This window comes from Pseudomonas sp. BAV 4579, assembly GCF_009765395.1.
Taxonomy (GTDB): Bacteria; Pseudomonadota; Gammaproteobacteria; order Pseudomonadales; family Pseudomonadaceae; genus Chryseomonas; species Chryseomonas aestiva.
The window spans coordinates 143,900-167,039 of sequence record NZ_WHOV01000005.1; the positions used below are offsets into that span (position 1 = coordinate 143,900).

At 69.5% G+C, this 23,140-nt stretch carries 20 protein-coding genes; 5 read left to right on the top strand and 15 right to left on the bottom strand.

The features are described from left to right. Positions 1–65: 65 nt before the first annotated feature. The 6 genes from GSQ95_RS02655 to GSQ95_RS02680 form a co-directional block, all read right to left on the bottom strand. Positions 66–986 carry a response regulator gene (locus GSQ95_RS02655; protein WP_158889614.1) on the bottom strand — a complete coding sequence of 307 codons (921 nt, stop codon included), beginning with the start codon at positions 984–986 and terminating at the stop codon, positions 66–68. Between the two features lie 72 nt (positions 987–1,058). Then, the gene (gene phoU, locus GSQ95_RS02660) at positions 1,059–1,784 is read right to left on the bottom strand and encodes a phosphate signaling complex protein PhoU (protein WP_007161478.1); all 726 of its coding nucleotides are present in this window, start codon (positions 1,782–1,784) and stop codon (positions 1,059–1,061) included. 58 nt (positions 1,785–1,842) lie between these two features. Continuing rightward, entirely contained in the window at positions 1,843–2,670 is an 828-nt protein-coding gene (pstB, locus tag GSQ95_RS02665; RefSeq protein ID WP_158889612.1) for a phosphate ABC transporter ATP-binding protein PstB, read from the bottom strand. 15 nt (positions 2,671–2,685) lie between these two features. After that, positions 2,686–4,398 carry a phosphate ABC transporter permease PstA gene (gene pstA, locus GSQ95_RS02670; protein WP_158889610.1) on the bottom strand — a complete coding sequence of 571 codons (1,713 nt, stop codon included), beginning with the start codon at positions 4,396–4,398 and terminating at the stop codon, positions 2,686–2,688. Beyond that, positions 4,385–6,670, bottom strand: coding sequence for an ABC transporter permease subunit (locus GSQ95_RS02675; protein ID WP_178118354.1), 2,286 nt, complete (start codon positions 6,668–6,670; stop codon positions 4,385–4,387). The genes pstA and GSQ95_RS02675 overlap by 14 nt, the downstream gene beginning before the upstream one ends. Before the next feature lie 95 nt (positions 6,671–6,765). Then, on the bottom strand, positions 6,766–7,737 hold the full coding sequence (locus tag GSQ95_RS02680) for a PstS family phosphate ABC transporter substrate-binding protein (protein WP_158889608.1): 972 nt from the start codon (positions 7,735–7,737) through the stop codon (positions 6,766–6,768). Between the two features lie 276 nt (positions 7,738–8,013). Here GSQ95_RS02680 and GSQ95_RS02685 point away from each other — a divergent pair, with 276 nt between their 5' ends. From GSQ95_RS02685 to GSQ95_RS02695, 3 genes are all read left to right on the top strand, one after another. Then, a complete protein-coding gene (locus GSQ95_RS02685) occupies positions 8,014–9,321 on the top strand; it encodes an MFS transporter (RefSeq protein ID WP_158889606.1) in 1,308 nt (435 codons plus the stop codon). 11 nt (positions 9,322–9,332) lie between these two features. Next, positions 9,333–10,514, top strand: a complete 1,182-nt coding sequence (locus GSQ95_RS02690; protein ID WP_158889604.1) for a M20 aminoacylase family protein — start codon at positions 9,333–9,335, stop codon at positions 10,512–10,514. Positions 10,515–10,615: 101 nt separating this feature from the next. Then, positions 10,616–11,482, top strand: a complete 867-nt coding sequence (locus tag GSQ95_RS02695) for a hypothetical protein (protein ID WP_158889602.1) — start codon at positions 10,616–10,618, stop codon at positions 11,480–11,482. 20 nt (positions 11,483–11,502) lie between these two features. Here GSQ95_RS02695 and GSQ95_RS02700 read toward each other — a convergent pair whose 3' ends face one another. From GSQ95_RS02700 to arnB, 9 genes are all read right to left on the bottom strand, one after another. Continuing rightward, complete coding sequence (locus GSQ95_RS02700; protein ID WP_158889786.1) at positions 11,503–13,062, bottom strand: glycosyltransferase family 39 protein; 1,560 nt, start codon at positions 13,060–13,062, stop codon at positions 11,503–11,505. A 107-nt stretch (positions 13,063–13,169) separates the two neighbouring features. Then, positions 13,170–14,567, bottom strand: a complete 1,398-nt coding sequence (locus GSQ95_RS02705; RefSeq protein WP_158889600.1) for a UDP-glucose/GDP-mannose dehydrogenase family protein — start codon at positions 14,565–14,567, stop codon at positions 13,170–13,172. Continuing rightward, complete coding sequence (gene arnF, locus GSQ95_RS02710; RefSeq protein ID WP_158889598.1) at positions 14,564–14,965, bottom strand: 4-amino-4-deoxy-L-arabinose-phosphoundecaprenol flippase subunit ArnF; 402 nt, start codon at positions 14,963–14,965, stop codon at positions 14,564–14,566. The genes GSQ95_RS02705 and arnF overlap by 4 nt, the downstream gene beginning before the upstream one ends. Next, complete coding sequence (locus GSQ95_RS02715) at positions 14,962–15,303, bottom strand: EamA family transporter (protein ID WP_017639273.1); 342 nt, start codon at positions 15,301–15,303, stop codon at positions 14,962–14,964. The genes arnF and GSQ95_RS02715 overlap by 4 nt, the downstream gene beginning before the upstream one ends. Then, a complete protein-coding gene (gene arnT, locus GSQ95_RS02720; protein ID WP_256664455.1) occupies positions 15,300–16,943 on the bottom strand; it encodes a lipid IV(A) 4-amino-4-deoxy-L-arabinosyltransferase in 1,644 nt (547 codons plus the stop codon). The genes GSQ95_RS02715 and arnT overlap by 4 nt, the downstream gene beginning before the upstream one ends. Continuing rightward, positions 16,940–17,821, bottom strand: a complete 882-nt coding sequence (gene arnD / locus GSQ95_RS02725; protein ID WP_158889781.1) for a 4-deoxy-4-formamido-L-arabinose-phosphoundecaprenol deformylase — start codon at positions 17,819–17,821, stop codon at positions 16,940–16,942. The genes arnT and arnD overlap by 4 nt, the downstream gene beginning before the upstream one ends. Positions 17,822–17,832: 11 nt before the next feature. Beyond that, positions 17,833–19,812 carry a bifunctional UDP-4-amino-4-deoxy-L-arabinose formyltransferase/UDP-glucuronic acid oxidase ArnA gene (arnA, locus tag GSQ95_RS02730; RefSeq protein WP_372240036.1) on the bottom strand — a complete coding sequence of 660 codons (1,980 nt, stop codon included), beginning with the start codon at positions 19,810–19,812 and terminating at the stop codon, positions 17,833–17,835. Between the two features lie 14 nt (positions 19,813–19,826). After that, positions 19,827–20,816 (bottom strand): undecaprenyl-phosphate 4-deoxy-4-formamido-L-arabinose transferase, encoded by a 990-nt coding sequence (gene arnC, locus GSQ95_RS02735; protein ID WP_158889596.1) that lies wholly within the window; start codon positions 20,814–20,816, stop codon positions 19,827–19,829. After that, positions 20,813–21,961 carry a UDP-4-amino-4-deoxy-L-arabinose aminotransferase gene (arnB, locus tag GSQ95_RS02740; protein ID WP_158889777.1) on the bottom strand — a complete coding sequence of 383 codons (1,149 nt, stop codon included), beginning with the start codon at positions 21,959–21,961 and terminating at the stop codon, positions 20,813–20,815. The genes arnC and arnB overlap by 4 nt, the downstream gene beginning before the upstream one ends. A 300-nt stretch (positions 21,962–22,261) precedes the next feature. Here arnB and GSQ95_RS02745 point away from each other — a divergent pair, with 300 nt between their 5' ends. Together GSQ95_RS02745 and zapA are read left to right on the top strand one after the other, a co-directional pair. Then, positions 22,262–22,537, top strand: a complete 276-nt coding sequence (locus GSQ95_RS02745; RefSeq protein ID WP_133860353.1) for a hypothetical protein — start codon at positions 22,262–22,264, stop codon at positions 22,535–22,537. Further along, positions 22,534–22,818: a cell division protein ZapA gene (gene zapA / locus GSQ95_RS02750; protein ID WP_158889594.1), complete on the top strand. Its 285-nt coding sequence runs from the start codon at positions 22,534–22,536 to the stop codon at positions 22,816–22,818. Before GSQ95_RS02745 ends, zapA begins: the two co-directional genes overlap by 4 nt. The last annotated feature ends 322 nt before the right edge of the window (positions 22,819–23,140 follow it).

Genomic DNA, 23,140 nt, shown 5'->3' on the forward strand with positions numbered 1-23,140 from the left:
CAGAAATCCGCGGTGTCGCAGTGCGAAGCAGTCTCCGTGCCAGGCCCTTCATCGCGCCCCCTGCCCTAGGCGCCCGGCACGTAGTGCCGCTGGGCGGTGCCCTTGGCGATCAGTCGCGACAGGTAGTCGAGCTTGGCCGGGTCGCGGTCGATGAAGCGGAAGTTGACCTGCACCCACTCGCTGGCCGGGGTCGCTTCCACCGCGCTGAGGGAATGCAGGTAGCCATTGAGGCGCGCCACGTCGCCACCGTCTTCGCCCTGCTCCAGGTCGAGCACGGCGGTTTCCAGGATCTGCGGCAGCGGATCGCCACGGCGGACCACCAGCAGGGCCTCCTTGATGCTGATGGCCTTGATCAGGCAGGCCATGCTGGCGTTGGGCAGGCGCAGCTGGCCCTGGCCGAAATTGGCGGCGGGCTTGCCGCGGGCGGGTGGCGGCGGCGCGCTGCCGGTGAGCAAGGCGGCACTGGAGGTGGCGGCCGGGGCCGCCACCGGGGCGGCGATCGGCTGGACCACGTCGCTGCGGCCGGCGGTCAGGGCGCCGAGGGAGTCATTGGCGAAGCCGGTGGCCGGGCGTGGCTGGGCGCCGGCCTGCAACTCGGCGAGCTTGCCGGTGCGCTGCAGGGCCTTCTTGACCTTGGCCGCCAGCTGTTCGTTGGAGAAGGGTTTGCCCATGTAGTCGGACACCCCGGCCTGGATGGCCTGGACGACGTTTTCCTTGTCGCCGCGGCTGGTGACCATGATGAAGGGCACGCCCTTGTGGTCCGGCTGGGCACGAAACCAGCTCAGCAGTTCCAGACCGGTCATGCCGGGCATTTCCCAGTCGCAGAGGATGAGGTCGAAGCGCTGCTTGCCGAGCAGCGTCTGGGCGCGGCGACCATCGGCCGCCTCGTCCACCACCAGGCCGGGAAACAGGTTGCGCAGGCCCTTCTTGATCAGATCGCGAATGAAGGGCGCATCATCCACCACCAGTACGTTCAACTTGCTCATCGGTCACTCCATGCCAAGTCTTCCAGCATAGCAGGCAGGTCCGGGACGCCACCCGGGGAGTGACCGGGCGGATCATTCGCGCGACCGATTGACCTCTTCGGCCATGCGCTTGAGGCCCATGTGCCGTACGTCGGTGCCCTGCACCAGGTAGATCACCAGTTCGGCGATGTTGCGCGCGTGGTCGCCGACCCGCTCCAGGGAGCGCAGCACCCAGATGATGCTCAGCACCCGCGAGATGGAGCGCGGGTCTTCCATCATGTAGGTGGCCAGTTCGCGCAGCGCAGACTTGTATTCACGGTCGATCAGCTTGTCGTACTGGGCCACCGAGAGGGCCAGTTCGGCGTCGAAGCGGGCGAAGGCGTCCAGCGCCTGATGGACCATCTTGCGCACCTGTTCGCCGATGTGGCGGACCTCGACGTAGCCGCGCGGGGCCTCGCCGTCCTCGGTCAGCTCGATGGCGCGGCGGGCGATCTTGGAGGCCTCGTCGCCGATGCGCTCCAGGTCGATCACCGACTTGGAGATGCTGATGATCAGGCGCAGGTCGGAGGCCGCGGGCTGCCGACGGGCCAGGATGCGCAGGCACTCCTCGTCGATGCCGCGTTCCATGATGTCGATCTGGTCGTCGATGGTGCGCACCTGGCGCGCCAGGCCGGCATCGGCGTCGATCACCGCGCGCACGGCGTCGCTGACCTGCTTTTCCACCAGACCGCCCATGGCCAGCAGGTGGCTGCGGACCTCTTCCAGTTCGACGTTGTATTGCTGGGAGATGTGCTGCGTGTGGCCTTCTTTGTTGATCATGCTGTCAGTCCTGCCTGAGAGGAGCGAGTCGCCGGGTGGGGCACCGGCCTGCCTGGAACTAGCCGTAGCGGCCGGTGATGTAGTCTTCGGTCTGCCGCTTTGCCGGATTGGTGAAGAGGGTGTCGGTGTCGCCGTGTTCGACCAGCTGGCCCATGTACATGAAGGCGGTGTAGTCGGACACCCGCGCCGCCTGCTGCATGTTGTGGGTGACGATGACGATGGTGTAGCGCTGTTTCAGTTCGTGGATCAGCTCTTCCACCTTGAGGGTGGAGATGGGATCCAGCGCCGAGCAGGGTTCGTCGAGCAGCAGCACATCGGGCTGCACGGCGATGGTGCGGGCGATCACCAGGCGCTGCTGCTGGCCGCCGGAAAGCCCCAGGGCCGACTCGTGCAGGCGGTCCTTGACCTCTTCCCACAGCGCCGCGCCATGCAGCGCCCACTCCACCGCCTCGTCGAGCACGCGCTTCTGCTTGATGCCCTGGATGCGCAGGCCGTAGACCACGTTCTCGTAGATGCTCTTGGGAAAGGGATTGGGCTTCTGGAACCCCATGCCCACCCGCCGCCGCAACTCGGCGATCTCGGTGCCGCGGGCATAGATGTTCTGGCCGTCGAGCAGGATCTCGCCGTCGATGCGGCAGTCTTCCACCAGGTCGTTCAGGCGATTGAAGCAGCGCAGCAGGGTCGACTTGCCGCAACCGCTAGGGCCGATGAAGGCGGTGACCCGCTGGCGCGGGATCTCCAGGGCGATGTCCTGCAAGACCTGCTTCTTGCCGTAGAACAGATTGAGCCGCGGCACCGACAGGGCCACGCCACCTTCGCTCGCCGCAGGCTGGGCGCTGGCTGCGTAGGCGGCGGCGGTTCTGAAGATGGAGGAATCGGAAGGCATGGGGTCTCCTCGGCGCTAGTCTTCCAGCAACCGATACTTTTCGCGCAGCCGGTTGCGCAGGAACACGGCGGACAGGTTCAGCCCGGCGATCACCAGCACCAGCAGCAGCGCGGTGGCATAGACCAGCGGGCGGGCAGCTTCCACGTTGGGGCTCTGGAAGCCGACGTCGTAGATGTGGAAGCCCAGGTGCATGATCTTCTGGTCCAGGTGCAGATAGGGGTAGTTGCCGTCCAGCGGCAGCGCGGGCGCCAGCTTGACCACCCCCACCAGCATCAGCGGCGCCACCTCGCCGGCGGCGCGGGCCACGGCGAGGATGAGCCCGGTCATCAGCGCCGGGCTGGCCAGCGGCAGCACCACCTTCCACAATGTCTCGGCCTGGGTCGCGCCCAGCGCCAGGGAGCCCTCGCGGATGCTGCGGGGAATGCGCGCCAGGCCCTCTTCGGTGGCGACGATCACCACCGGCACGGCGAGGATCGCCAGGGTCAGCGAAGCCCACAGCAGCCCCGGGGTGCCAAAGGTCGGCGTCGGCAGGCTGGCCTGGAAGAACAGCTGGTCCAGGGAACCGCCGAGCACATAGACGAAGAAGCCCAGGCCGAAGACGCCATAGACGATGGCCGGCACCCCGGCGAGGTTGTTGACGGCGATGCGGATGGTGCGGGTCAGCGGACCCTGGCGGGCGTATTCGCGCAGGTAGATGGCGGCGATGACGCCGAAGGGGGTGACGATCACCGCCATCAGCAGGGTCATCATCACGGTGCCGAAGATGGCCGGGAAGACGCCACCCTCGGTGTTGGCCTCGCGCGGATCGGCGCTGAGGAATTCCCACAGCTTGCTGCCATAGAAGCCGAGCTTGGCGCCCAGGCCCATGGCGTTGGGCTGGTAGGCGCGCACGATGCGCGCCAGATTGAGTTCCAGGGTGCGGCCCTCGACGTCGCGCAGCACCACGCTGTCGCGGCGACGCTCCTGGCGCAGGCCGGCCAGCTGGTCCTCCAGCTCGCCGTAACGGGCTTCGAGTTCGGCGCGGCGGGCGGCGAGATCGGCCTGGGCGGTGGCGTCGAGACGGCCGTCCAGCTCCAGGCCGCGGCCTTCCAAGCGCAGCCGCTCCAGGGCGTAGTTGACGCTGCCGATGTCCTGTTTTTCCAGGCGCTCCAGCCGCTCGCTCAGGTCGCGGGTGCGCAGCAGGCGACGCTGCAGTTCGGGCACCGCCGCGGCGCCCTTGGCCACCTGGCGTCCCGCTTCGCGCACCTCCAGCGCATAGCCGTAGAAGTTGCCCCATTCGCGGCGCTCCAGCACCAGGGCGTCGGCCGGGGTCTGGCGATCGCGCAGCCAGTCGCCGACCAGCCAGACGAAGTCGCTGCCGTAGAGGTCGCGATTGCCCAGCTTGAAGAGTTCGCGGGTCAGGGTTTCGCCGCTGTCCACCGGCAGGGTCACCCCGGCGCTGCGCAGCCGCTCGGCCGGTATCGTCTCCTGCTCCACCACCTGGCCGAGCACCAGGCGCGATTCCAGGCCCGGCGGTGTGTAGCGCGCCTGTACCACCTCGGCTGGCCAGAAATGCGCCAGGCCGCGCACGGCGAGGATGCCGATCAGGCCCAGGGTCATGAGCACGGCGATGGCCACGGCGCCGCCGCTGAGCCAGACCCCGGGCGCGCCGCCCCCCAGCCAGGCACCCAGGGAGCGCCGCTGCCCGATGCCCCGCTGTTGCGGCGCGCCGGCGCTAGAGGGCCGCATATTTTTTCCTCAGCCGCTGGCGGATCAGTTCGGCCAGGGTGTTCATCAGGAAGGTGAAGCTGAGCAGCACCAGCGCGGCCAGGAACAGCAGCCGGTAATGGGTGCCGCCCACCTCGGATTCGGGCATCTCCACAGCGATGTTGGCCGCCAGGGTGCGCATGCCCTCGAACAGGTTGGCATCCATGATCGGGGTGTTGCCGGTGGCCATGAGCACGATCATGGTCTCGCCGACGGCGCGGCCCAGGCCGATCATAAGCGCCGAGAAGATCCCCGGGCTGGCGGTGAGCAGCACCACCCGCACCAGGGTCTGCCAGGGGGTGGCGCCCAGCGCCAGGGAGCCCAGGGTCAGGCTGCGCGGCACGCTGTAGATGGCGTCTTCGGCGATGGAGAAGATGTTGGGGATGACGGCGAAGCCCATGGCCAGGCCGATGATCAGGGCGTTGCGCTGGTCGTAGGCGATGCCCAGGCTCTGGCTCAGCCAGAGGCGCAGGTCGCCGGCGAACAGCAGGGTTTCCAGCCAGGGACTGAGCCACAGCGCCAGGGCGGTGGTCAGCAGCACCACCGGCAACAGCAGCAGGCTTTCCCAGCCTTCCGGGATGCGCTCGCGCAGACCCAGCGGCAGGCGCGACCAGCCGAAACCCGCGGCAAGGATGGCCAGCGGCAGGAGCAGCAGCAGGCTGAACAGCCCCGGCAGGTGATTTTCCACGAAGGGCGCGAGGAACAGCCCGGCGAAGAAGCCGAGGATCACCGTGGGTAGGGCCTCCATCAGCTCGATGACCGGCTTGACCGTACGCCTCATGCGCGGCGCCATGAAGTAGGCGGTATAGACCGCCGCGGCGATGGCCAGGGGGGCGGCGAACAGCATGGCGTAGAAGGCCGCCTTGAGGGTGCCGAAGGTCAGCGGCGCCAGGCTCAGCTTGGGTTCGAAGTCCGCGGTGGCGGCGCTGGACTGCCAGACCCGCGCCGGCGCTTCGTAATTCTCGTACCAGACCTTGCCCCACAGCGCCGACCAGGAGACTTCCGGATGCGGATTGTCCAGGCGGAAGCCGAGCAACCGGCCATTTTCCTCCAGCAACAGCCGATCGGCGCGCGGCGACAGCGCCAGTACCCCGGCGGCGGGGGCGATCTGCTCGCGCAGCAGGGTGCGCCCGGCGGTGCTGTGAAAGACCCCCAGTTCGCCCGTGGCATCCAGCGCCACGAAGCCCTTGCGCCGCTGCTCCGGCACCAGCTGGACGATGGGCGCGCTGCCCAGCTGGAAGCTGCGGATAGGCCTCAGCACCGGTTCGCCGTCCTGGCCGCGGACCATGAACCACTGGCCGATACCGCCCTTGGCGGTACCCACCAGCAGCGACACGCCGCCCAGCAGCTGGGCGCTGGCGGTGACCTCGTCGTCGGCCGCGTCGAGCAGCTTGTAGTGGCCGTTGAGGCTGCCATCGCGCAGGTCGAAGACATCCGCCTGGGCGCGGCCATTGAGGGCATAGAGCCAGAGACCGCGGGGATCGAGGTAGAGCGCCTTGGCCGCGGCGTTGAGCGGTCCGAGGGTGAGCGAGGTCCGCACGGGAACGGCCGCGCCACCGGTCACCGGCGCGGCCAGCCCGGCCAGGCGCAGGGCCGCCACCCGATTGCCCTGGGCGCCGGCCAGCACCAGCAGGTCCTCGTCACCGGCGATCGCGACCCGCTCCAGGGCCGTACGAGCGGCGCCCAGGTCCAGCGGCTCGCGCCCGTAGGGAAAGTCCAGTTCCGGGGTGATGACCCGGGTGCCCTGGGGATAGCGGGAGACATAGCGCTTGTGCGCCACCAGCACGCGGCCATCGGACAGGCCCAGGGCGATCAGTCCGCGCGGGGCGTCCTCGGCCTGGCTGCTGATGGTGACACCGGGCGGCAGCGGCAGACGCTCGCGCATGACCGGCTGGCCGTCGGCCAGGGTGAAGAAGGTGGCCTCGCCGGCCCGGGAAAGATGCAGGCCGAGGCGATTCTGCTCGTCGATACCCAGCAGCAGCGGCACCCCGGCGGCCGCCAGCCAGTCGGGCTGGGGCAGCGGCTGGGCTTCCAGACTGGCGCCACGCAGCAGCGGCAGCACCACATAGGCCAGGTAGAAGAAGATCAGGGTAATGGTGGCCAGCACGGCCAGCCCACCGGCCAGCACCGAGCCCCGTATCAGGCGATCCTGCAGGGCCCGCCAGCGCCGCCGCCGGCGTAGTGCAGGCGTGTTGAAGTCCAGCCGAGCAGGGCCGCGAGGATCGGGCGGGGACGGGGGTACCGGGGATATCATGGCGCAGAGCCTAATCACGTCGTGTGACAGAAAGGTTACAGCGAATGGACGGCCAGAGACGCTACGCTCGGCGCGGGCGCAGGGCCTCTGGGCACTCAGTAGCCCAGGGTCTTCAGGGCCTGTTGCACCACCGCTGCCGGCAAGGGGATATAGCCATCCTTGACCACCGCCTCCTGGCCGCTGCGCGAGAGGATCAGCCGCAGGAATTCTCCTTCCAGGGGGTTGAGCGGGCGATTGGGCGCCTTGTTCACATAGACGTAGAGATAGCGCGCCAGGGGATAGCGCCCGGACAGGGTGTTCTCCTGGTTGTCCGCGACGAAGTCGGTGGTGCCCTGGCGGGCCAGGGCCAGGGTATGGACGCTGGCGGTCTGGTAGCCGATGCCGGAGTAGCCGATGCCCCCCAGGGACTGGCTGATGGCCTGGACCACCGAGGCCGAGCCCGGCTGTTCGTTGACGTTGGCGCGGAAGTCGCCGCGGCACAGCGCCGCTTCCTTGAAGTAGCCGTAGGTGCCCGACACCGAATTGCGGCCGAAGCGCTGGAGCGGGCGCTTGGCCCAGTCGCCGGTCAGGCCCAGGTCGCCCCAGGTCCTGAGTTCGTGCGGACCGCCGCAGAGCCGGGTGCTGGAAAAGATCGCGTCGACCTGTTCCAGGGTCAGCTGGCGCAGCGGATTGTCCTTGTTGACGAAGATCGCCAGGGCATCGATGGCCACCGGCACCGCGGTGGGCTGGTAGCCGAAGCGCTGCTCGAAGGCCTGGAGTTCGGCGTCCTTCATCTTGCGACTCATGGGGCCGATGCCGGCGGTGCCCTCGGTGAGCGCCGGCGGCGCGGTGGACGAGCCGGCCGCCTGGATCTGGATATTGAGATTGGGATACTGGCGCTTGTAGCTCTCGGCCCAGAGCGTGACCAGGTTGGCCAGGGTATCGGAGCCCACGCTCGACAGATTGCCGGAGACTCCGCTGACCTTCTGATAGGCGGGGATGGCCGGGTCGACGCCTTCGGCCCGAGCGGTCGTGCCACCGAGCGCCAGGGCGAGCGCCACAGCGGTCAGCGGACCTTTGATGTCCATGCCGGATTCCTCGCGAGGATGGGAGACGGGCCTGGGCCGGCGACGCTCAGGCGCAAGCCGGCACTCTAGGCGCGCATTGTGACGGATTTATGAGCAAGCGCCAGCCGCAGCGGCAGGTTCGACTAGGCTGCAAGAGGGCCGGTGCTGCACCACCCTGGCGCACGCCCGGTCTCCGGCCCCGCCACGACCGCCCAGGCACGCCCAAGCACGCGGCCCGCGCGGACCGGACCGTCATTTGCATAGCTAAGCATTCATCTCAGTGCAGAGGAACGCACCATGGCCCAGGCTCTTCCGACGTCTTCCTCCCCCGCCGACGCCACTCCCGCCAGCGCGGGCGCCACGCCCTCGCGCGCCAAGCTGATCGCCGCGGCCAGTCTCGGCAACGGCCTGGAGATGTTCGACTTCACCGTCTTCAGCTTTTTCGCCGCCATCATCGGCCAGCTCTACTTCCCCTCGGACACCCCCTATGGCTCGCTGCTGATGGCGGTCGGGGTGTTTGGCGTCGGCTTCGTCATGCGCCCGCTGGGCAGCATGGTGCTGGGCGCCTATGCCGATCGCCACGGGCGCAAGCAGGCGATGCTGCTGACCATCACCCTGATGGGCCTGGGCAGCGCCCTGATCGCCTTTACCCCGACCCATGCCCAGATCGGCCTTGCCGCGCCGCTGATCCTGCTCGTGGGCCGCCTGCTGCAGGGCTTTTCCGCCGGCGGCGAGATCGGCGCCGCCACCACCCTGCTGCTGGAATCGGCCAGTCCCGGCCGGCGCGGCTTCCATGTCAGCTGGCAGGTCATCAGCCAGGGCGGCAGTGCCCTGCTCGGCGCCGCCCTGGGCGCCCTGCTCACCCGCAGCCTGTCCGAGGCCGAGCTGCACGCCTGGGGCTGGCGCATCCCCTTCCTGGTCGGCTTGCTGATCATTCCGGTCGGCCTCTATATCCGCCGCCAGGTGGACGAGACCTGGAGCGGCGCCGGCACGGTCGAGGGCGGTCCGGTGCGCGCCTTCCTGCGCGAGCATCCGCGGCGCTTCGGCCTGGGTCTGCTGATCGTGATGTCGGCGACCCTGCTGACCTACCTGATGCAGTTCTACATGCCCACCTACATGACCCGCATCGTCGGCCCGCCGGCCACCAGCGCCTACCTGGCCGGGGTGGCCTCCAGCGCCGTGCAGATGGCCGCCGCCCTGGCCGCCGGGCTGCTGCTGGATCGCTTCGGGCGCTACAAGCCGGTGGCCCTGGTCAGCCTGGCGGTGGCCCTGCTGGGCATCTACCCGGCCTTCGTCTGGCTGAATGACCCCACCACCCAGGGCCTGGCCTTCGCCGCCCGCTTCGTGGTGATCACCGCCATGAGCGTCAACATGACCGCCGGGCTGCTGCTGATCCTCGCCGGCCTGCCGCGGCCGGTGCGCGCCACGGGACTGGCCATGACCTACGCCCTGGCGGTGACCCTGTTCGGCGGCACCGCCCAGTTCATCGTCACCTGGCTGATCGAGGCCACCGGCAGCCCGCTCGCCCCGGCCTGGTACCTGATCGTCATGCTGCTGATAGGATGGCTGGCACTGCTGAGCTATCCCGAACGCCACCTGGATTGAGAGAGATCGCCATGAGCCTTGCCACTGCTGCGGATCAAGACGCCACCGCCCGTCATATCGCCGGCTACCTGCCGGAAATGGTCGCCCTGCGCCGCGACATCCACCGCCATCCCGAACTGGGTTACCAGGAACAGCGCACCAGCGACCTGGTGGCCGCCGCCCTCGCGGGCTGGGGCTACGAAGTCCATCGCGGCCTGGGCGGCACCGGGGTGGTCGGCACCCTGCGCGCCGGCAGCGGCAGCAAGGTGCTGGGCATCCGCGCCGACATGGACGCCCTGCCGATCCTGGAAACCACCGGCCTCGACTACGCCAGCCAGCACCCGGGCCGCATGCACGCCTGCGGTCACGACGGCCACACGACCACCCTGCTCACCGCCGCCCGCTGCCTGGCCGAGACCCGCGCCTTCGATGGCACCCTGCACCTGATCTTCCAGCCGGCCGAGGAAGGCCTGGGCGGCGCCCTGAAGATGATGCAGGACGGCCTGTTCGAGCTGTTCCCCTGCGACCAGGTGTTCGGCCTGCACAACATGCCCGGTGTGCCCACCGGCAAGTTCTGCTTCGTCGACGGCGCCGCCATGGCCTCGTCCGACACCGCCCTCCTGCGCATCCGTGGCCAGGGTGGCCACGGCGCGGTGCCGGACAAGGCGGTCGACCCCATCGTCGCCAGTGCGGCCACGGTGATGGCGCTGCAGACCGTGGTCTCGCGCAACGTGGCGCCGCTGGATACCGCGGTGATCACCGTGGGCAGCATCCACGGCGGCGAGGCTTCCAACGTCATCCCCGATGCGGTGGAGATGAAGCTCACCATCCGCGCCTTCCAGGACAGCACCCGCGACCTGCTGGAGCAGCGCATCGGCGCCCTGGTGCGCGCCCAGGCGGAAAGCTTCGGCGCCACCGCCGAACTGGACTACCAGCGCGGCTATCCGGTGCTGGTCAACCACGACGGCCCCACCGCCTTCGCCCGCCAGGTGGCGGTCGAGCACTTCGGCGCCGAGGCCCTGCATCCCTTCGCGCCCATCCCGGCCAGCGAGGACTTCGCCTACATGCTGCAGCAGGTGCCCGGTTGCTACCTGTTCGTCGGCAATGGCCCGAGCGCCAACCTGCACAACGCGGCCTACGATTTCAACGACGCCCTGCTGCCGGTCGGCGCGCGCTACTGGGTCAAGCTGACCGAGGCCTTCCTCACCGCCTGAGGCGCCGCCCTGCCGGCACCCTCACCCGGGGTGCCGGCGACGGAATCTTCACGCGCGGGCCGCTAGCCTGCAGGGTCATTTCCCAATCTCGAGAGGTCGCCATGCGACGTGTTCCGCGCCTGGGCTGGCGCCAGGGCCTGGCACTGGGCGTCGCCGTGCTGGCGGCGGGGTTTGCCTATCCGGCCTGGCGACATTTCCATCCGGTCAGTGCGGCCGAGGGCTGGCGCTATCGGGAATTCGCCGCCGACATCCCCATGGTCAGCGCCCTGGCCCTGGACGCCGATGGCAGCCTGCTCGTGACCCAGGAATTCTCCAGTCGCCGCGGCAGCCTGCTGCGGCTGCTGCCCAGCGGCGAGCGCCAGCCGGTGCTGGGCGAGCTGTCCAAGCCCGATGGCCTGGTCATGTTCCAGGGCGGTCTGGTGGTCAGCCAGGAAGGCGGGCCGCTGCCGGTGTTTCTCCTGCGCGCTGGCCAGCGCCAGGCCCTGTTCGACGGCAACGACGTCGAGGGCGTCGCCACCGATGGCCAGACCCTCTATGCCATCGAGGACCTGCCGCGCGGGCGTCTGCTCAGCTACGACCCGCTGCAACGCCGCCTGGCGGTGCTGCGCGACGGCCTGGAAGAAGGCGAAGGGGTGGCGCGCTGCCCGGATGGCCGGCTGTTCTATACCGAAAAGGCCAGGGGTTGGGTCAAGCAGTGGCAACCCGGGGGTGCAGACACCCTGGTCGCCGCGGGTCTCGACGCGCCGGGCTTCGTGCAGTGCTCGGCCGACGGCCTGTGGATCACCGAAGACGCCACCCACGGCGCCCGGGTGCTGCTGGTGCAGCCCGACGGCCAGCTGGTCACGGTGCTCTCGCACCTGCGCTCGGTGCAGACCCTGATCCGCCGCGGCGACGGTCATTACCTGGTCGCCGAGCAGGGGCGCAACCGCATCCTGGAGCTTTCGCGAGAGGCCGGAGCCGACCACTAGGGCGAGCGGCTCCGGGGGCCTCAGGGCAGGCGATACACCAGGCAGGGATTGCCGTTGAGGCGGCGACCCAGCACCGGGGTGAGGTCGGCCAGCTGGGTGCCCGCCAGCAGTTCACGGTCGTCGCGGGCGAGGATGATCCAGGCACCGGACGGCAGGTGCGCCAGGTCCGCGACCTGCGGCCGGGCGATGAAGATCGGCTGCTCGTCGTGGTCCAGGTTCATCATGTAGCGGATTGCCCAGCTGTCCTGGCCGAGGCCGAAGAACACCAGGGGACCCGGCTGCTGCTGGCGCAGACCCTCCACCTGCTGGACGAAGCCGCGGGTGTCGTACTGCAGGTCCTGGGCCGGCTCCACCACCGTGACCAGCATCAGCCACTGGGCGGCCAGCGCCAGGGCGCTCAGCGTGAGCAGGCGGCGGTGGCCGTGCAGCCGGCGCCAGCTGACCAGGGCGACGAAGACCGGTACCAGCAACGCCAGGGACACATCCGGCCAGTAGCCATTGCGCTGCCAGAGGTGCCGACAGACCAGCATGGCCACCAGGGCCAGCCCCGGCAGCGCCAGCACCAGCGCCGTGTAGAGCGGCGCGACCCGGCGGAACCAGCCCTCGGCGCGCAGGAGGCCATGGGCGGCGATGGCGGCCAGGAAGGGCACCATGGGCACCACATAGTAGGCGCGCTTGAAGTGCGGGATGGACAACCCGACCAGGATCAGCAGACCGCTCCCCGCGAGGCCCAGCAGCAGGCGGCGCTGGGCGGTGTGCGGCCAGGCCAGCAGACGACGGCGCTCGGCCAGCAGCACCAGCAGCGCCAGCGGCAACACCGGCAGATAGCGATACAGCCCCAGCTGCAGATAGAACCAGAACGGCTTGCTGCTTTCGTCCAGCCGGCCGCTGACCTGCATGTGCCAGACCTCGGCGGCGAAGTCCGCCCCACCCTCGTGATGGGCCAGCTGGATCAGCGTCCACCAGCCGAGGGCGAGCAAGGCCAGACCGGCCAGGCCGTAGCCCAGCAGGCGCTGCACGGCGAGGGTGCGGCGCGCCGGCTCGCCCCAGGCGACCACCAGCCAGTAGAGGCAGACCACGCCACAGGGCTCGATCAGCCCCAGCGGGCCGCGGATGGCGAAGCCCAGGGCGAACAGCGGCAGCACCAGCAGGCGGCGCAGCGGGCGACCGTCGCGGTCGGCGCTATGGAGCAGGTAGAAGCAGAGCAGCACCACCAGGGCGACCAGCTGGTCCAGGCAGACCGAGCGGGCCTTTTCCAGCCATTGCGGGGTCAGGGCCACCAGCAGCACCGTGAGCAGCGCCCAGGCGCGACGGGTGTCGGCCAGCAGGCGATAGGTCAGCGCCAGCACCGCGGCCGAAGCCAGGGCGGTGGGCAGCACGTTGGCCAGGTGATTGGTCGCGCCGATCACCCGCGCGGCCAGCCAGCTCAGCCAGGTGGCGGTGCCGGGATAGTCCGGATAGGGCTGGCCGTAGGTGGTGGCGAAAAAGGACGGGCCATGGCGAAACATCTCACCGAGAAAGACTGCCCAGCGACCGTCGAAGCCCTGGGGCGCCTGGTTCCAGATGCCGAGGGTGAACATCAGGGTGGCGACCACCCCGAGCAGCAGGCTTTAGCGACGCAGGCGACTGGCCGCCGGCAGCGCGTAGAGGGGCGCGCTGCGTGGGGTCAGGGGCATGGGCGAGACCATCAGGCGGCATCCACGCGGCGGGCGACCTGGGGACCGCCCAGGGCAGCGCCACGCCCGATGGAGAAGTATTCGATGCCGCGGCGCTCCATGCGCTCGGGATCGAACAGGTTGCGACCGTCGAAGATCACCGGCTGGTTGAGCTGGCGGGCGATCAGATCGAAGTCCGGGGCCTTGAACTGCTGCCATTCGGTGCAGATGACCAGGGCATCGGCCCCGGCCAGAGCGGCCTCGGGGGTGCCCATCAGCGCCAGGCGCTCGTCGTGGCCATAGAGGCGCTGAGCCTCGGCCATGGCCACCGGATCGAAGGCGCGCACCTTGGCACCGGCCTCCCAGAGGGCCTCCATCAGCACCCGGCTGGGCGCATCGCGCATGTCGTCGGTGTTGGGTTTGAAGGCCAGCCCCCAGAGGGCGAAGGTGCGGCCGCGGAGGTCACCGTCGAAGTAGGTGTTGATGCGCTCGAACAGCTTGGTCTTCTGGCGCACGTTGATGGCTTCCACGGCGCGCAGCAGATCCAGCTCCACGGCGTTTTCCTCGCCGGTGCGGATCAGCGCCTGCAGGTCCTTGGGGAAGCAGGAACCGCCGTAGCCGCAGCCCGGGTAGATGAAGTGGTGGCCGATGCGCGGATCGGCGCCGATGGCCTGGCGCACCGCCTCGATGTCGGCGCCGACGTGCTCGGCCAGTTCGGCGATCTGGTTGATGAAGCTGATCTTGACCGCCAGCAGGCTGTTGGCGGCGTACTTGGCCAGCTCGGCGCTGCGCAGGTCCATGCACTGGATGCGGTCGTGGTTGCGGTTGAAGGGCGCATAGAGTTCGCGCATCACGTCGCGGGCCACCGGCGAGTCGGTGCCCACCACGATGCGATCGGGCTTCTTGCAGTCGGCGATGGCGGCGCCTTCCTTGAGGAATTCCGGATTGGAGACCACCTCCACGTGCAGGGTGCGACCCTCTTCGGCGAGCACCTCGTGGATCAGTGCGCGGACGCGGTCGCCGGTGCCCACCGGCACGGTGGACTTGTTCACCACCAGCAGCGGATCGCGGGACACCGGCTGGCCGATCAGCGGCTCGCGGCGCAGGCGGGCGATGGTCTCGGCCACGGCGAAGACGGCGGACAGATCGGCCGAGCCATCGGCGGCCGGCGGGGTGCCGACGGCGATGAACTGCACGGCGCCATGGGCCACGGCCTCGGCGGCCTCGTGGGTGAACACCAGGCGGCCGGCGGCCAGGTTGCTGCGCACCAGCTCTTCCAGCCCCGGCTCATAGAGGGTCACCTCGCCGCGCTTGAGCTTGTCGATCTTGGCGCGATCGATGTCCATGCACACCACCTGGTGGCCGACTTCCGCCAGCACGGCGGCCTGCACCAGACCCACGTAGCCGATGCCGAAAACGCTGATGTTCATAGGGTATTCCTCAGGGTGGGAGCGGCGCTGGCGCGGGGCCCGCCGACGAGGGCGACGCCGGCCACGACCAGCGCGACGCCCAGGGTTTTCCAGTGGGTGAAGGACTCGGCGGCGCCTGGCAGCCAGGCCGCGCCGAGGTGGACGAAGACGTAGGAGAGGCCGAGCGCCGCATAGGCGCGACCCAGCGGCAGGCGCGCCAGGGCGGCCAGCCAGGCCAGCAGCGACAGGCCGTAGCAGAGGATGCCCAGGGCCAGCAGCAGCCCGGCCGCGCCGAACAGCGCCGACGGCGTGCTCAGCCATGTGGCCATCGCCGGCAGCCGCACCAGGGCGGCGCGCAGAGACAGTTGCGCGAGGGTAGTGAGCAGGATGCTCAGGCCGAGCGGCAACAGGCCGTTCATAGCTGGCCCCCCAGCAGGGCGGCGCCGGCGACGATGCACAGGCAGCCGCACCAGGCGCGGGCATCCACCCGCTCACCGAACACCAGGCGCGCTAGCAGGGTCACCGCCAGGGTGTTGAGCGAGAGCAAGGGATAGGCGACGCCCACCGGCACCCGCTGCAGCACCGCGCACCAGACCAGCAGGGCCAGGCCCAGGCAGACCAGGGCGCCCCACAGCCAGGGCGATCTCAGTCGCGCGGCCAGGGCATTGCCGGCGGTCACCGCGCGCTTCTGGCCCAGTTGGCCGGCGCAGGTGAGGCCGATCACCACGGCGATCAGCAGGCCGTCGAGGGCGGTCATGGCGTCGGCCTCGGATAGACCAGCAGCACCAGGCGCTCGCTGGCGATGCTCTCGCCGGGCTCGGGCAGGCTGTCGAGCAGCTGGCGATCGCTGGGGCCGTCGACCCGCAAGAGGATGGCCACCGGACCCTGGTCGCGATGGGCGGCGAGCCAGGCGGCCAGGTCGCGCTCTTCGATCAGGCGACCGCTGGCCGGCTCGCGGGCGAAGCCGTACTTGAGCTCGCCCGGACCGCCCACCAGCACCACGTCGTCGCGGTGGGTGGCCCAGGCCAGGCTGGCGGCCACGCCGAGGTCGTTGCTGACCAGCAGGCCGGCATTCTTGAAATGACCGAGCTGGGCCTGGATGAAGCTGCTCGGCAGCTTATTGTCGACCAAGCTGTTGGGCAGGGCGATGGACAGCAGCGGCAGCAGCACCCAGAGCGCCAGGGCCGGCGCCAGCAGGGTGCGCCGCGGCCAGACCAGCGCGGCCAGGCCGGCCAGCAGCAGCGCCAGGGGCGCCAGCAGGGCCAGGGCACGGGTAAGGCCTTCGCCGCTCTCGTAGAGGCGGCCGCCATAGATCAGCAGGGCGGCAAGGCCGGCCAGGCCCAGCAGCAGATTGCACAGGCCGTTCAGGCGCAGGGCACCGGTGGCGCCGCGCCGGCCCGCCTCCAGCAGGGTGCGCGCCAGCAGCGGCACCAGGGCGGCCAGGGTCGGCAGCAGGTAGGTGGGCAGCTTGCCGCGGCTGAAGCTGAAGAACAGCAGCTGGCCGACCACGGCGATACCCAGGAAGGCGGTACCGGCGTGGCGACGCTCCTGCCAGGTCCGGCCCAGGGTACGCGGCAGCAGGCCGGCCCAGGGCAGGATGGCCAGCAGCAGCACCGGGCCGTAGAACCAGAACGGCCGCTCGTGCTGGGCGTCCTGGCCGGCGAAACGCTGGATGTGCTCGTGCCAGAAGAAGAAATTCCAGAAATCCGCATCGCGCTGGGCCACCAGCAGCGCCCAGGGGGCCACCACCAGGATCGCCACCAGTACCGCCAGGGGACCGCGGCAGAGCAACTCGCCCAGGCGCCGCTGCCAGAGGAAGAAGGGCACGGCCACCAGCACCGGCAGCACCAGGGCGAGAAAGCCCTTGGTCAGCAGGCCGCAGCCACAGGCCAGCCCCAGCAGCGCCCACTGCACCAGGGCCGCGCCGCGGGTCGCGGCGGCCTGGGCCTGCCAGAGGGCGAGCAGCGCCAGCGCCATCCAGAAGGCGAACTGGGCGTCGAGGGTCACGTAGGTGGCCAGCCCCGCCACGGCCACGCAGGAGAGATAGACCACCCCGGCGAGCAGCGCCAGCGGGCGGTCCTGCCAGATCAGCCGGGTCAGGCGCGCCACCAGGGCGGCGGTGGCCAGACTGGCCAGCAGGGGCACCAGGCGCACGCTGAACAGTGAGTCGCCGAGCCAGGCCTGGGCGATGGCCTGGGTCCAGTAGCCGCCGATGGGTTTCTCGAAATACGGCAGGCCGAGGAAGTGCGGCACCACCCAGTCGCCACGCCGCCAGAGTTCCTGGGCGATCTGCGCATAGCGCGACTCGTCCGGAATCCACAGGCCGCGCCAGGCCAGCGGCAAGGCATAGGCCAACAGCGCCAGCGGCAGCAGCATCCACAGGCGCCGCCGACTCATGCCTGCACGCCCAGCCAGCCCTGGCGTCCGGCCAGGCTGCCACGCACCAGACTGCCGGCGGGCAACTGGCGCGGGTCGGCCGGCAGGCGGTCGCCCAGGGTCAGGAACAGGACGCCCTCCTCCCGCGCCGCCTTGAGCAGGGCGCGGAAGTCCTCGGCGAAGGCGATGCCTTCCACCTCGGCGTGCAGGGTGTAGACGTTGAGCGCCCCCGGACGGAAGCGCTTGAGCAGATAGTTGTTCCAGTCACCGGCGGCCAGCTCCGGGCCGACCACCTCGTCGAAGGTCGGCATGTCCACCGGCACCTGGGGGGTGCCGTGGCTGCCGTTGCCCAGCCGCGGGCGGAACAGCGCACTGCCGCGGCAATCGCTGTTGTACCTGAGGCCGAAGGCCTCCTTGGCCAGCACCACGCGCGGATCGGCGCGCCAGCCAGCGGCGGCGGAACAGTCCACCTTGGCACCGAGGATGTCTTCCAGGGCCTGCAGGCCACGGCCGAATTCGGCGCCCAGGCGCTCCAGGCTCCAGCTGCCGGTATGGGCCTGCCAGGCGTGGTGATCCCAGGCGTGCAGCCCGACCTCGTGGCCGCGGGCGCGGGTCTCCCGCATCAGGTGACCGAGGTCGCGGCCGATCGGCCGACCCGGCCAGGCGGTACCGGCCAAGAGAATATCCCAGCCATAGAGGCTGGCGGCCTTGGAGCGGAGCATCTTCCACAGGAAGGTGGGCTTCACCAGGCGCCAGAGGTGGCGCCCCATGTTGTCCGGTCCGACGCTGAAGAAGAAGGTGGCCTTGACCCCGGCTTCGTCCAGCAGGTCCAGCAGCCGCGGTACCCCTTCGCGGGTGCCGCGATAGGTGTCCACGTCGATGCGCAGGCTGGCCGGGATCAGGGTGTTCATCAGGCCTCCCGCTGCGCCATGGCTTCGCGCAGGAAGAAGTCCAGCGTCTTGCCGACGGTGGCGGCCATGGCGGTGCTCGGCCGCCAGTCGATCAGGCGGCGGGCGTTTTCCACGCTGGGCTTGCGGTGGGCCACGTCCTGGTAGCCGTCGCCATAGAAGCTCTTGCTCTCCACCTCGCGGAAGCCGGCGAAGGGCGGGAATTCATGGCGCAGCGGATGGGCCTCGAACTGCGCCAGCAGCTCTTCGGCCAGCTCGCGGATGCTCGCTTCGTTGTCCGGATTGCCGATGTTGATGATCTGGCCGTCGCAGCGACCGCCCTGGTTCTCGATGATGCGGAACAGCGCCTCGATGCCGTCGTCGACGTCGGTGAAGCAGCGCTTCTGGGCGCCACCGTCCACCAGCTTGATCGGGGTGCCTTCCACCAGGTTGAGGATCAGCTGGGTGATGGCGCGGGAGCTGCCGATGCGCGCCGAGTCCAGGCGATCCAGACGCGGACCCATCCAGTTGAACGGGCGGAACAGGGTGAATTTCAGGCCCTTGCCGCCGTAGGCCCAGATGACCCGGTCGAGCAACTGCTTGGAGACCGAGTAGATCCAGCGCTGCTTGTTGATCGGGCCGACCACCAGGTTGGAGCGGTCTTCGTCGAAGCGCTCGTCCTGGCACATGCCGTACACCTCGGAGGTGGACGGGAAGATCACGCGCTTTCCGTACTTCACGCAGTGGCGAACGATCTTGAGGTTTTCCTCGAAGTCCAGTTCGAACACGCGCAGCGGATTGCGGGTGTATTCGATGGGGGTGGCGATGGCCACCAGCGGCAGCACCACGTCGCACTTCTTGATGTGGTATTCCAGCCACTCGGTGTGGATGGAGATGTCGCCTTCCACATAGTGGAAATTCGGATTGGCCTTGAGCCGCTCGATGGCGTCGGAGCCGATGTCCAGGCCATAGACCTCGTACTCGCCGTCGGCCAGCAGGCGCTCGGAGAGGTGGTTGCCGATGAAGCCGTTGACGCCGAGGATCAGCACCCGGGTGCGGCGCTTGGCGCGGCGATCCTGGCGGTGCAGGCGGGCACCGGCCACCAGGCCGGCTTCGCGGGCCAGTTGCGGACCGGACAGATAGAGGCCGTTGTCGCCCAGCTGGCCGGCCTGGATTTCCAGGACGCCTTCGCCACAGGCGATGCGCAGCGGCTCCAGGCTCAGCACGCTGCCGGGGGCCTGGCCATGGCTTTCCTGGCGCGCCTGGGCGCTCCAGACGATCAGCTTGCGATCACCGATCCAGCCGAAGGCGCCCGGATAGGGTTGGGTCACGGCGCGCACCAGGTTGTTCAGTTCCACGGCCGGACGGCTCCACTCCAGCTCGCCATCGGCGGCGCTGCGGCGGCCAAAGGTGGTGGCCTGGCTCTCGTCCTGCTCGCGCTCGGTCAGGCGGCCTTCGGCCAGGGCCGGCAGGCTGTCGCGCAGGAGCGTCTGGCTGGCTTCGCGCAGCTTGGCGTGCAGGGTCAGGGCGGTGTCGTCGGCGGCGATGGCGACGCGCTGCTGGGCGACGATGGCGCCGGCGTCGGCGCGCTGGACCATGCGGTGCAGGGTCACGCCGGTCTCGGTCTCGCCGTTGACCAGCACCCAGTTGGCCGGGGCGCGACCGCGATAGCGCGGCAGCAGCGACCCGTGCAGGTTGTAGGCGCCGCGCTTGGCGCAGGCCAGGACGTCGTTGGACAGCAGGTTGCGATAGTAGAAGGAGAAGATGAAATCCGGCTCCAGGGCGCGGATGCGCTCGACCCAGATCGGGTGGTTGACGTCTTCCGGGGCGTGCACCGGGATGCCGTGGCGGGCGCAGAGCTGGGCCACCGAACCAAAGAAGCGGTTCTCGCTCGGGTCATCCGGGTGGCTGAAGACGGCGGCGATGGGATAGCCGGCCTGGATCAGCGCGGCGAGGCCGGCGCAGCCGATGTCGTGGTAGGCGAAGACGATGGCGGTTTTCATCAGGGGCTTTCCTGTTACTGGACCTGGCGCAGCGGCGCCGGCGAAGGAGAAAGGGTGGCGGCGCGGATCACTTGTTCCACGTGGAACCGAGGCCGGGCACGGACGTCGTGGTACACCCGGCCGAGGTACTCGCCGAGCAGACCGAGGCCGACGAACTGGGCGCCGGTAAAGATGAACAGCACGGCGAACAGCGAGAACACGCCATCGGCCGCCCACTCGGCGCCGTGGGTGACGCGCAGCACCAGCAGCAGGGCGGCGAAGAGGAAGCCGAAGATGGCCAGGCCACCGCCGAACAGGCTGAGCATGCGCAGCGGGGTGGTGGTCATGCAGGTCAGCAGGTCGAACATCAGGTTGATCAGCTTGAGGAAGCCGTACTTGGAATCCCCGTGTTCGCGCTCGGCGTGGGCCACCTCGATCTCGGTGGTGTGGCGGGCGAAGCTGTTGGCCAGGATCGGGATGAAGGTGCTGCGCTCGTGGCAGGCCAGCATCGACTGCACCACCTGGCGGCGATAGGCGCGCAGCATGCAGCCGTAGTCGCGCATGGCGACGCCGGTGGAGCGCTGCACGGCGCGATTGATCAGCCGCGACGGCAGGGTGCGCAGGTAGGAGTCCTGGCGCTGCTGGCGCACGGTGCCGACCACGTCGTAGCCCTGGGCGGCGGTGTGCACCAGGCGCGGGATCTCTTCCGGCGGATTCTGCAGATCGGCGTCCAGGGTGATGATCAGATCGCCGCGGGCCTGCTCGAAGCCGGCGAGGATCGCCGAGTGCTGGCCGTAGTTGCGATTGAGCAGCACCGCCACGACCGGGCTGTCCGGCTCGCTGGCGGTCTGCTGCAGCAGTTCGGCGCTGCGGTCGCGGCTGCCGTCGTCGACCAGGATGATCTCCACCTGGCAATCCAGCAGGCGGCAGGCGGCGCGGGTGCGGCGCAGCAGTTCCGGCAGGCTGGCTTCTTCGTTGTAGACGGGGATCACCACGGATACCCGGTCGATGGCATAGGGCTTCATGCGCCTTTCTCCAGCAGGTCTTCGATGGCGCCGACCACGCGGTCGACGTCGGCGAGGGTCATGTCGGGAAACAGCGGGATGGAGCACAGCCGGGCCGAATTCCATTCGCTGTTGGGCAGCGCCAGCGCCGGCCAGCGCTCGCGGTACCAGGGGTGCAGGTGGGTGGCGGTGAAATGGATGCCAGTGCCGATGCCGCGCGCCTTGAGGCCGGCCATGAAGGCTTCGCGCTCCATCCCGCACCGCTCGGGGCAGATGCGCAGGATGTAGAGGTGCCAGGCGTGGGTCTGGGCGTAGTCGGGCAGCGAAAGAGGGGCGACCGGCAGGTGCGCCAGGCGCTGGGTGTAGGCCTGGGCCAGCAGCCGCCGGCGACTGTTGATGGCGCCCAGGCGATCCAGCTGCACCAGCGCCAGGGCGGCGTGGATGTCCGAGAGGTTGTACTTGAAGCCGGGCTCCTGCACTTGGGCCTGGGGCTTGCGGCCCAGGGCGTGACGGTCGAAGGCATCCACCGCCAGGCCATGGAATTTCAAGCGGCGCACCCGCTCGGCCAGGGTGGCGTCGTCGGTCACCAGCATGCCGCCTTCGGCGCAGGTCAGATTCTTGATGGCGTGAAAGCTGAAGATGGCGGTGCCGCGCTGGCCGATGGACTCGCCCTGGTAGCGGGTGCCGGCGGCGTGGGCGGCGTCTTCGATCAAGGCCACGCCATGCTCGCGGGCCAGGGCGCGCAGCGGGGTCAGGTCGCAGCTGGCGCCGGCATAGTGCACCGGCACGATGGCCTTGGTGCGCGGGGTGATGGCGGCGGCCACCTGCTCGGCGGAGACCATCAGGGTGTCGCGGTCGACGTCGACGAACACCGGGGTGGCGCCGATCAGGGTGATCATGTTGGCGGTGGAGACCCAGGTCAGCGAGGGGGTGATTACCTCGTCGCCGGGGCCGATGTCCAGCGCCAGCAGGGTCACGTGCATGGCGGCGGTGGCCGAGCACAGGGCCACGGCGTGGGCGGCGCCCACCGAATCGGCGAAGCGCTCTTCCAGCAGGTTGGCCTGGGGCCCGGTGGTGATCCAGCCCGAGGTCAGCACCTTGCTTACCGCGGCCACTTCCTCGGCGCCGATGCTGGGCCGGGAGAACGGCAGGAAAGGCTCGTCCAGCTGACGCGGGGCGGTGCTCTGGGACAGATCGGTCATGGCGGCTCATCCGAAGCGAGGGGCGCCGGGACAGGACAGCCGACGCGATGAGCCCAGGCTAAGGCGTATTGCCTTAAGGCCCCCTTAGCGCAACCTGACAACTGCCTGACAGCCGGTCAGCTCGCTCGCCACCCTCGTGAACCTCTTGGCAAAACAAGGGCTTAGCCCGTGACGAAGGGGGTGCCGGTGGTCGGTGAGAGGCCTAGAATGCTGACCCCTGCCGCCTTGGCAGTCCCGAACCTGACACGAGAGACGACCGCGCCCATGCTGGACAACACCCTGAGCGAACTGGAAACCGCCATCCGCGGCCTGCTGCAGCACAACCAGCGCCTGACCGCCCGCACCCAGGAGCTGGAGCAGGCCCTGCTGGCCGCGCGCGAGGAAAACGACACCCTGCAACTGAGTCTGCTGGAGCAGGAAGAACACGGCGCCAGCACCCGCCAGCGCGTGGAAGGCCTGCTGGCCCTGCTGTCTGCCCAGTCCGTCGAGCAGGCGGTAGCCGCCGACGCCGAGCAGCGCCACGCGGCCAGCGTCGAGTGACGACCGCCAACGCGGACGACGAGGTGGAGGTGCTTGGTCGCCGCTACCGTTTCAAGGTGGCCGAAGGCGACCGCGCTGCCCTGCAACAGGCCGCCGCCCGCCTGCGCGACGAACTGGTCGCCATCCAGGGCGATCGCCGCCGCGGTGATGCCATCGAGCTGCTGGTGCTGGCCGCCCTGCGCCTGAGCCTGGACACCGCCGCCGACGCCGGCGCCCTGACCGCCCTCGACGCCCGCCTCCAGGCCCTGACCGCCGAGGTACGGGCGACGCAGGAGGCCTAGCCTCATCCACAGAGGCACGGCACCCGCGTGGAAAACGCTCCGCGGTTTTCCACCCTACGCCGGACGCTCGCTCCGCCCCCTCTCCCCCTGGGAGCGGGTTGGGGTGAGGGAACCCCTCCGCCCGAAGCCACCGGCATAGGCTCGACTCCGCCAGAACCTACCGCCTGCGATCGATCCCGTAGCGTGGATGACGGCGCAGCCTCATCCACGGAGGCACGGCACCCGTGTGGAAAACGCTCCGCGGTTTTCCACCCTGCGCCGGACGCCCGCTCCGCCCCCTCTCCCCCTGGGAGAGGGCTGGGGCTGTCTCTTATACACATCT

Excerpts from the sequence above, each read along its gene's own strand:
- GSQ95_RS02690 (WP_158889604.1), top strand. The coding sequence starts at position 9,333 with ATGAGCCTTGCCACTGCTGCGGATCAAGACGCCACCGCCCGTCATATC.
- arnA (WP_372240036.1), bottom strand. The coding sequence starts at position 19,812 with ATGAAAACCGCCATCGTCTTCGCCTACCACGACATCGGCTGCGCCGGC.
- pstA (WP_158889610.1), bottom strand. The coding sequence starts at position 4,398 with ATGCGGCCCTCTAGCGCCGGCGCGCCGCAACAGCGGGGCATCGGGCAG.
- arnC (WP_158889596.1), bottom strand. The coding sequence starts at position 20,816 with ATGAAGCCCTATGCCATCGACCGGGTATCCGTGGTGATCCCCGTCTAC.
- GSQ95_RS02685 (WP_158889606.1), top strand. The coding sequence starts at position 8,014 with ATGGCCCAGGCTCTTCCGACGTCTTCCTCCCCCGCCGACGCCACTCCC.
- GSQ95_RS02745 (WP_133860353.1), top strand. The coding sequence starts at position 22,262 with ATGCTGGACAACACCCTGAGCGAACTGGAAACCGCCATCCGCGGCCTG.
- phoU (WP_007161478.1), bottom strand. The coding sequence starts at position 1,784 with ATGATCAACAAAGAAGGCCACACGCAGCACATCTCCCAGCAATACAAC.
- GSQ95_RS02700 (WP_158889786.1), bottom strand. The coding sequence starts at position 13,062 with ATGTTCACCCTCGGCATCTGGAACCAGGCGCCCCAGGGCTTCGACGGT.
- pstB (WP_158889612.1), bottom strand. The coding sequence starts at position 2,670 with ATGCCTTCCGATTCCTCCATCTTCAGAACCGCCGCCGCCTACGCAGCC.
- GSQ95_RS02675 (WP_178118354.1), bottom strand. The coding sequence starts at position 6,670 with ATGATATCCCCGGTACCCCCGTCCCCGCCCGATCCTCGCGGCCCTGCT.
- arnT (WP_256664455.1), bottom strand. The coding sequence starts at position 16,943 with ATGAGTCGGCGGCGCCTGTGGATGCTGCTGCCGCTGGCGCTGTTGGCC.
- arnF (WP_158889598.1), bottom strand. The coding sequence starts at position 14,965 with ATGAACGGCCTGTTGCCGCTCGGCCTGAGCATCCTGCTCACTACCCTC.
- GSQ95_RS02705 (WP_158889600.1), bottom strand. The coding sequence starts at position 14,567 with ATGAACATCAGCGTTTTCGGCATCGGCTACGTGGGTCTGGTGCAGGCC.
- GSQ95_RS02680 (WP_158889608.1), bottom strand. The coding sequence starts at position 7,737 with ATGGACATCAAAGGTCCGCTGACCGCTGTGGCGCTCGCCCTGGCGCTC.
- GSQ95_RS02655 (WP_158889614.1), bottom strand. The coding sequence starts at position 986 with ATGAGCAAGTTGAACGTACTGGTGGTGGATGATGCGCCCTTCATTCGC.
- GSQ95_RS02715 (WP_017639273.1), bottom strand. The coding sequence starts at position 15,303 with ATGACCGCCCTCGACGGCCTGCTGATCGCCGTGGTGATCGGCCTCACC.
- GSQ95_RS02695 (WP_158889602.1), top strand. The coding sequence starts at position 10,616 with ATGCGACGTGTTCCGCGCCTGGGCTGGCGCCAGGGCCTGGCACTGGGC.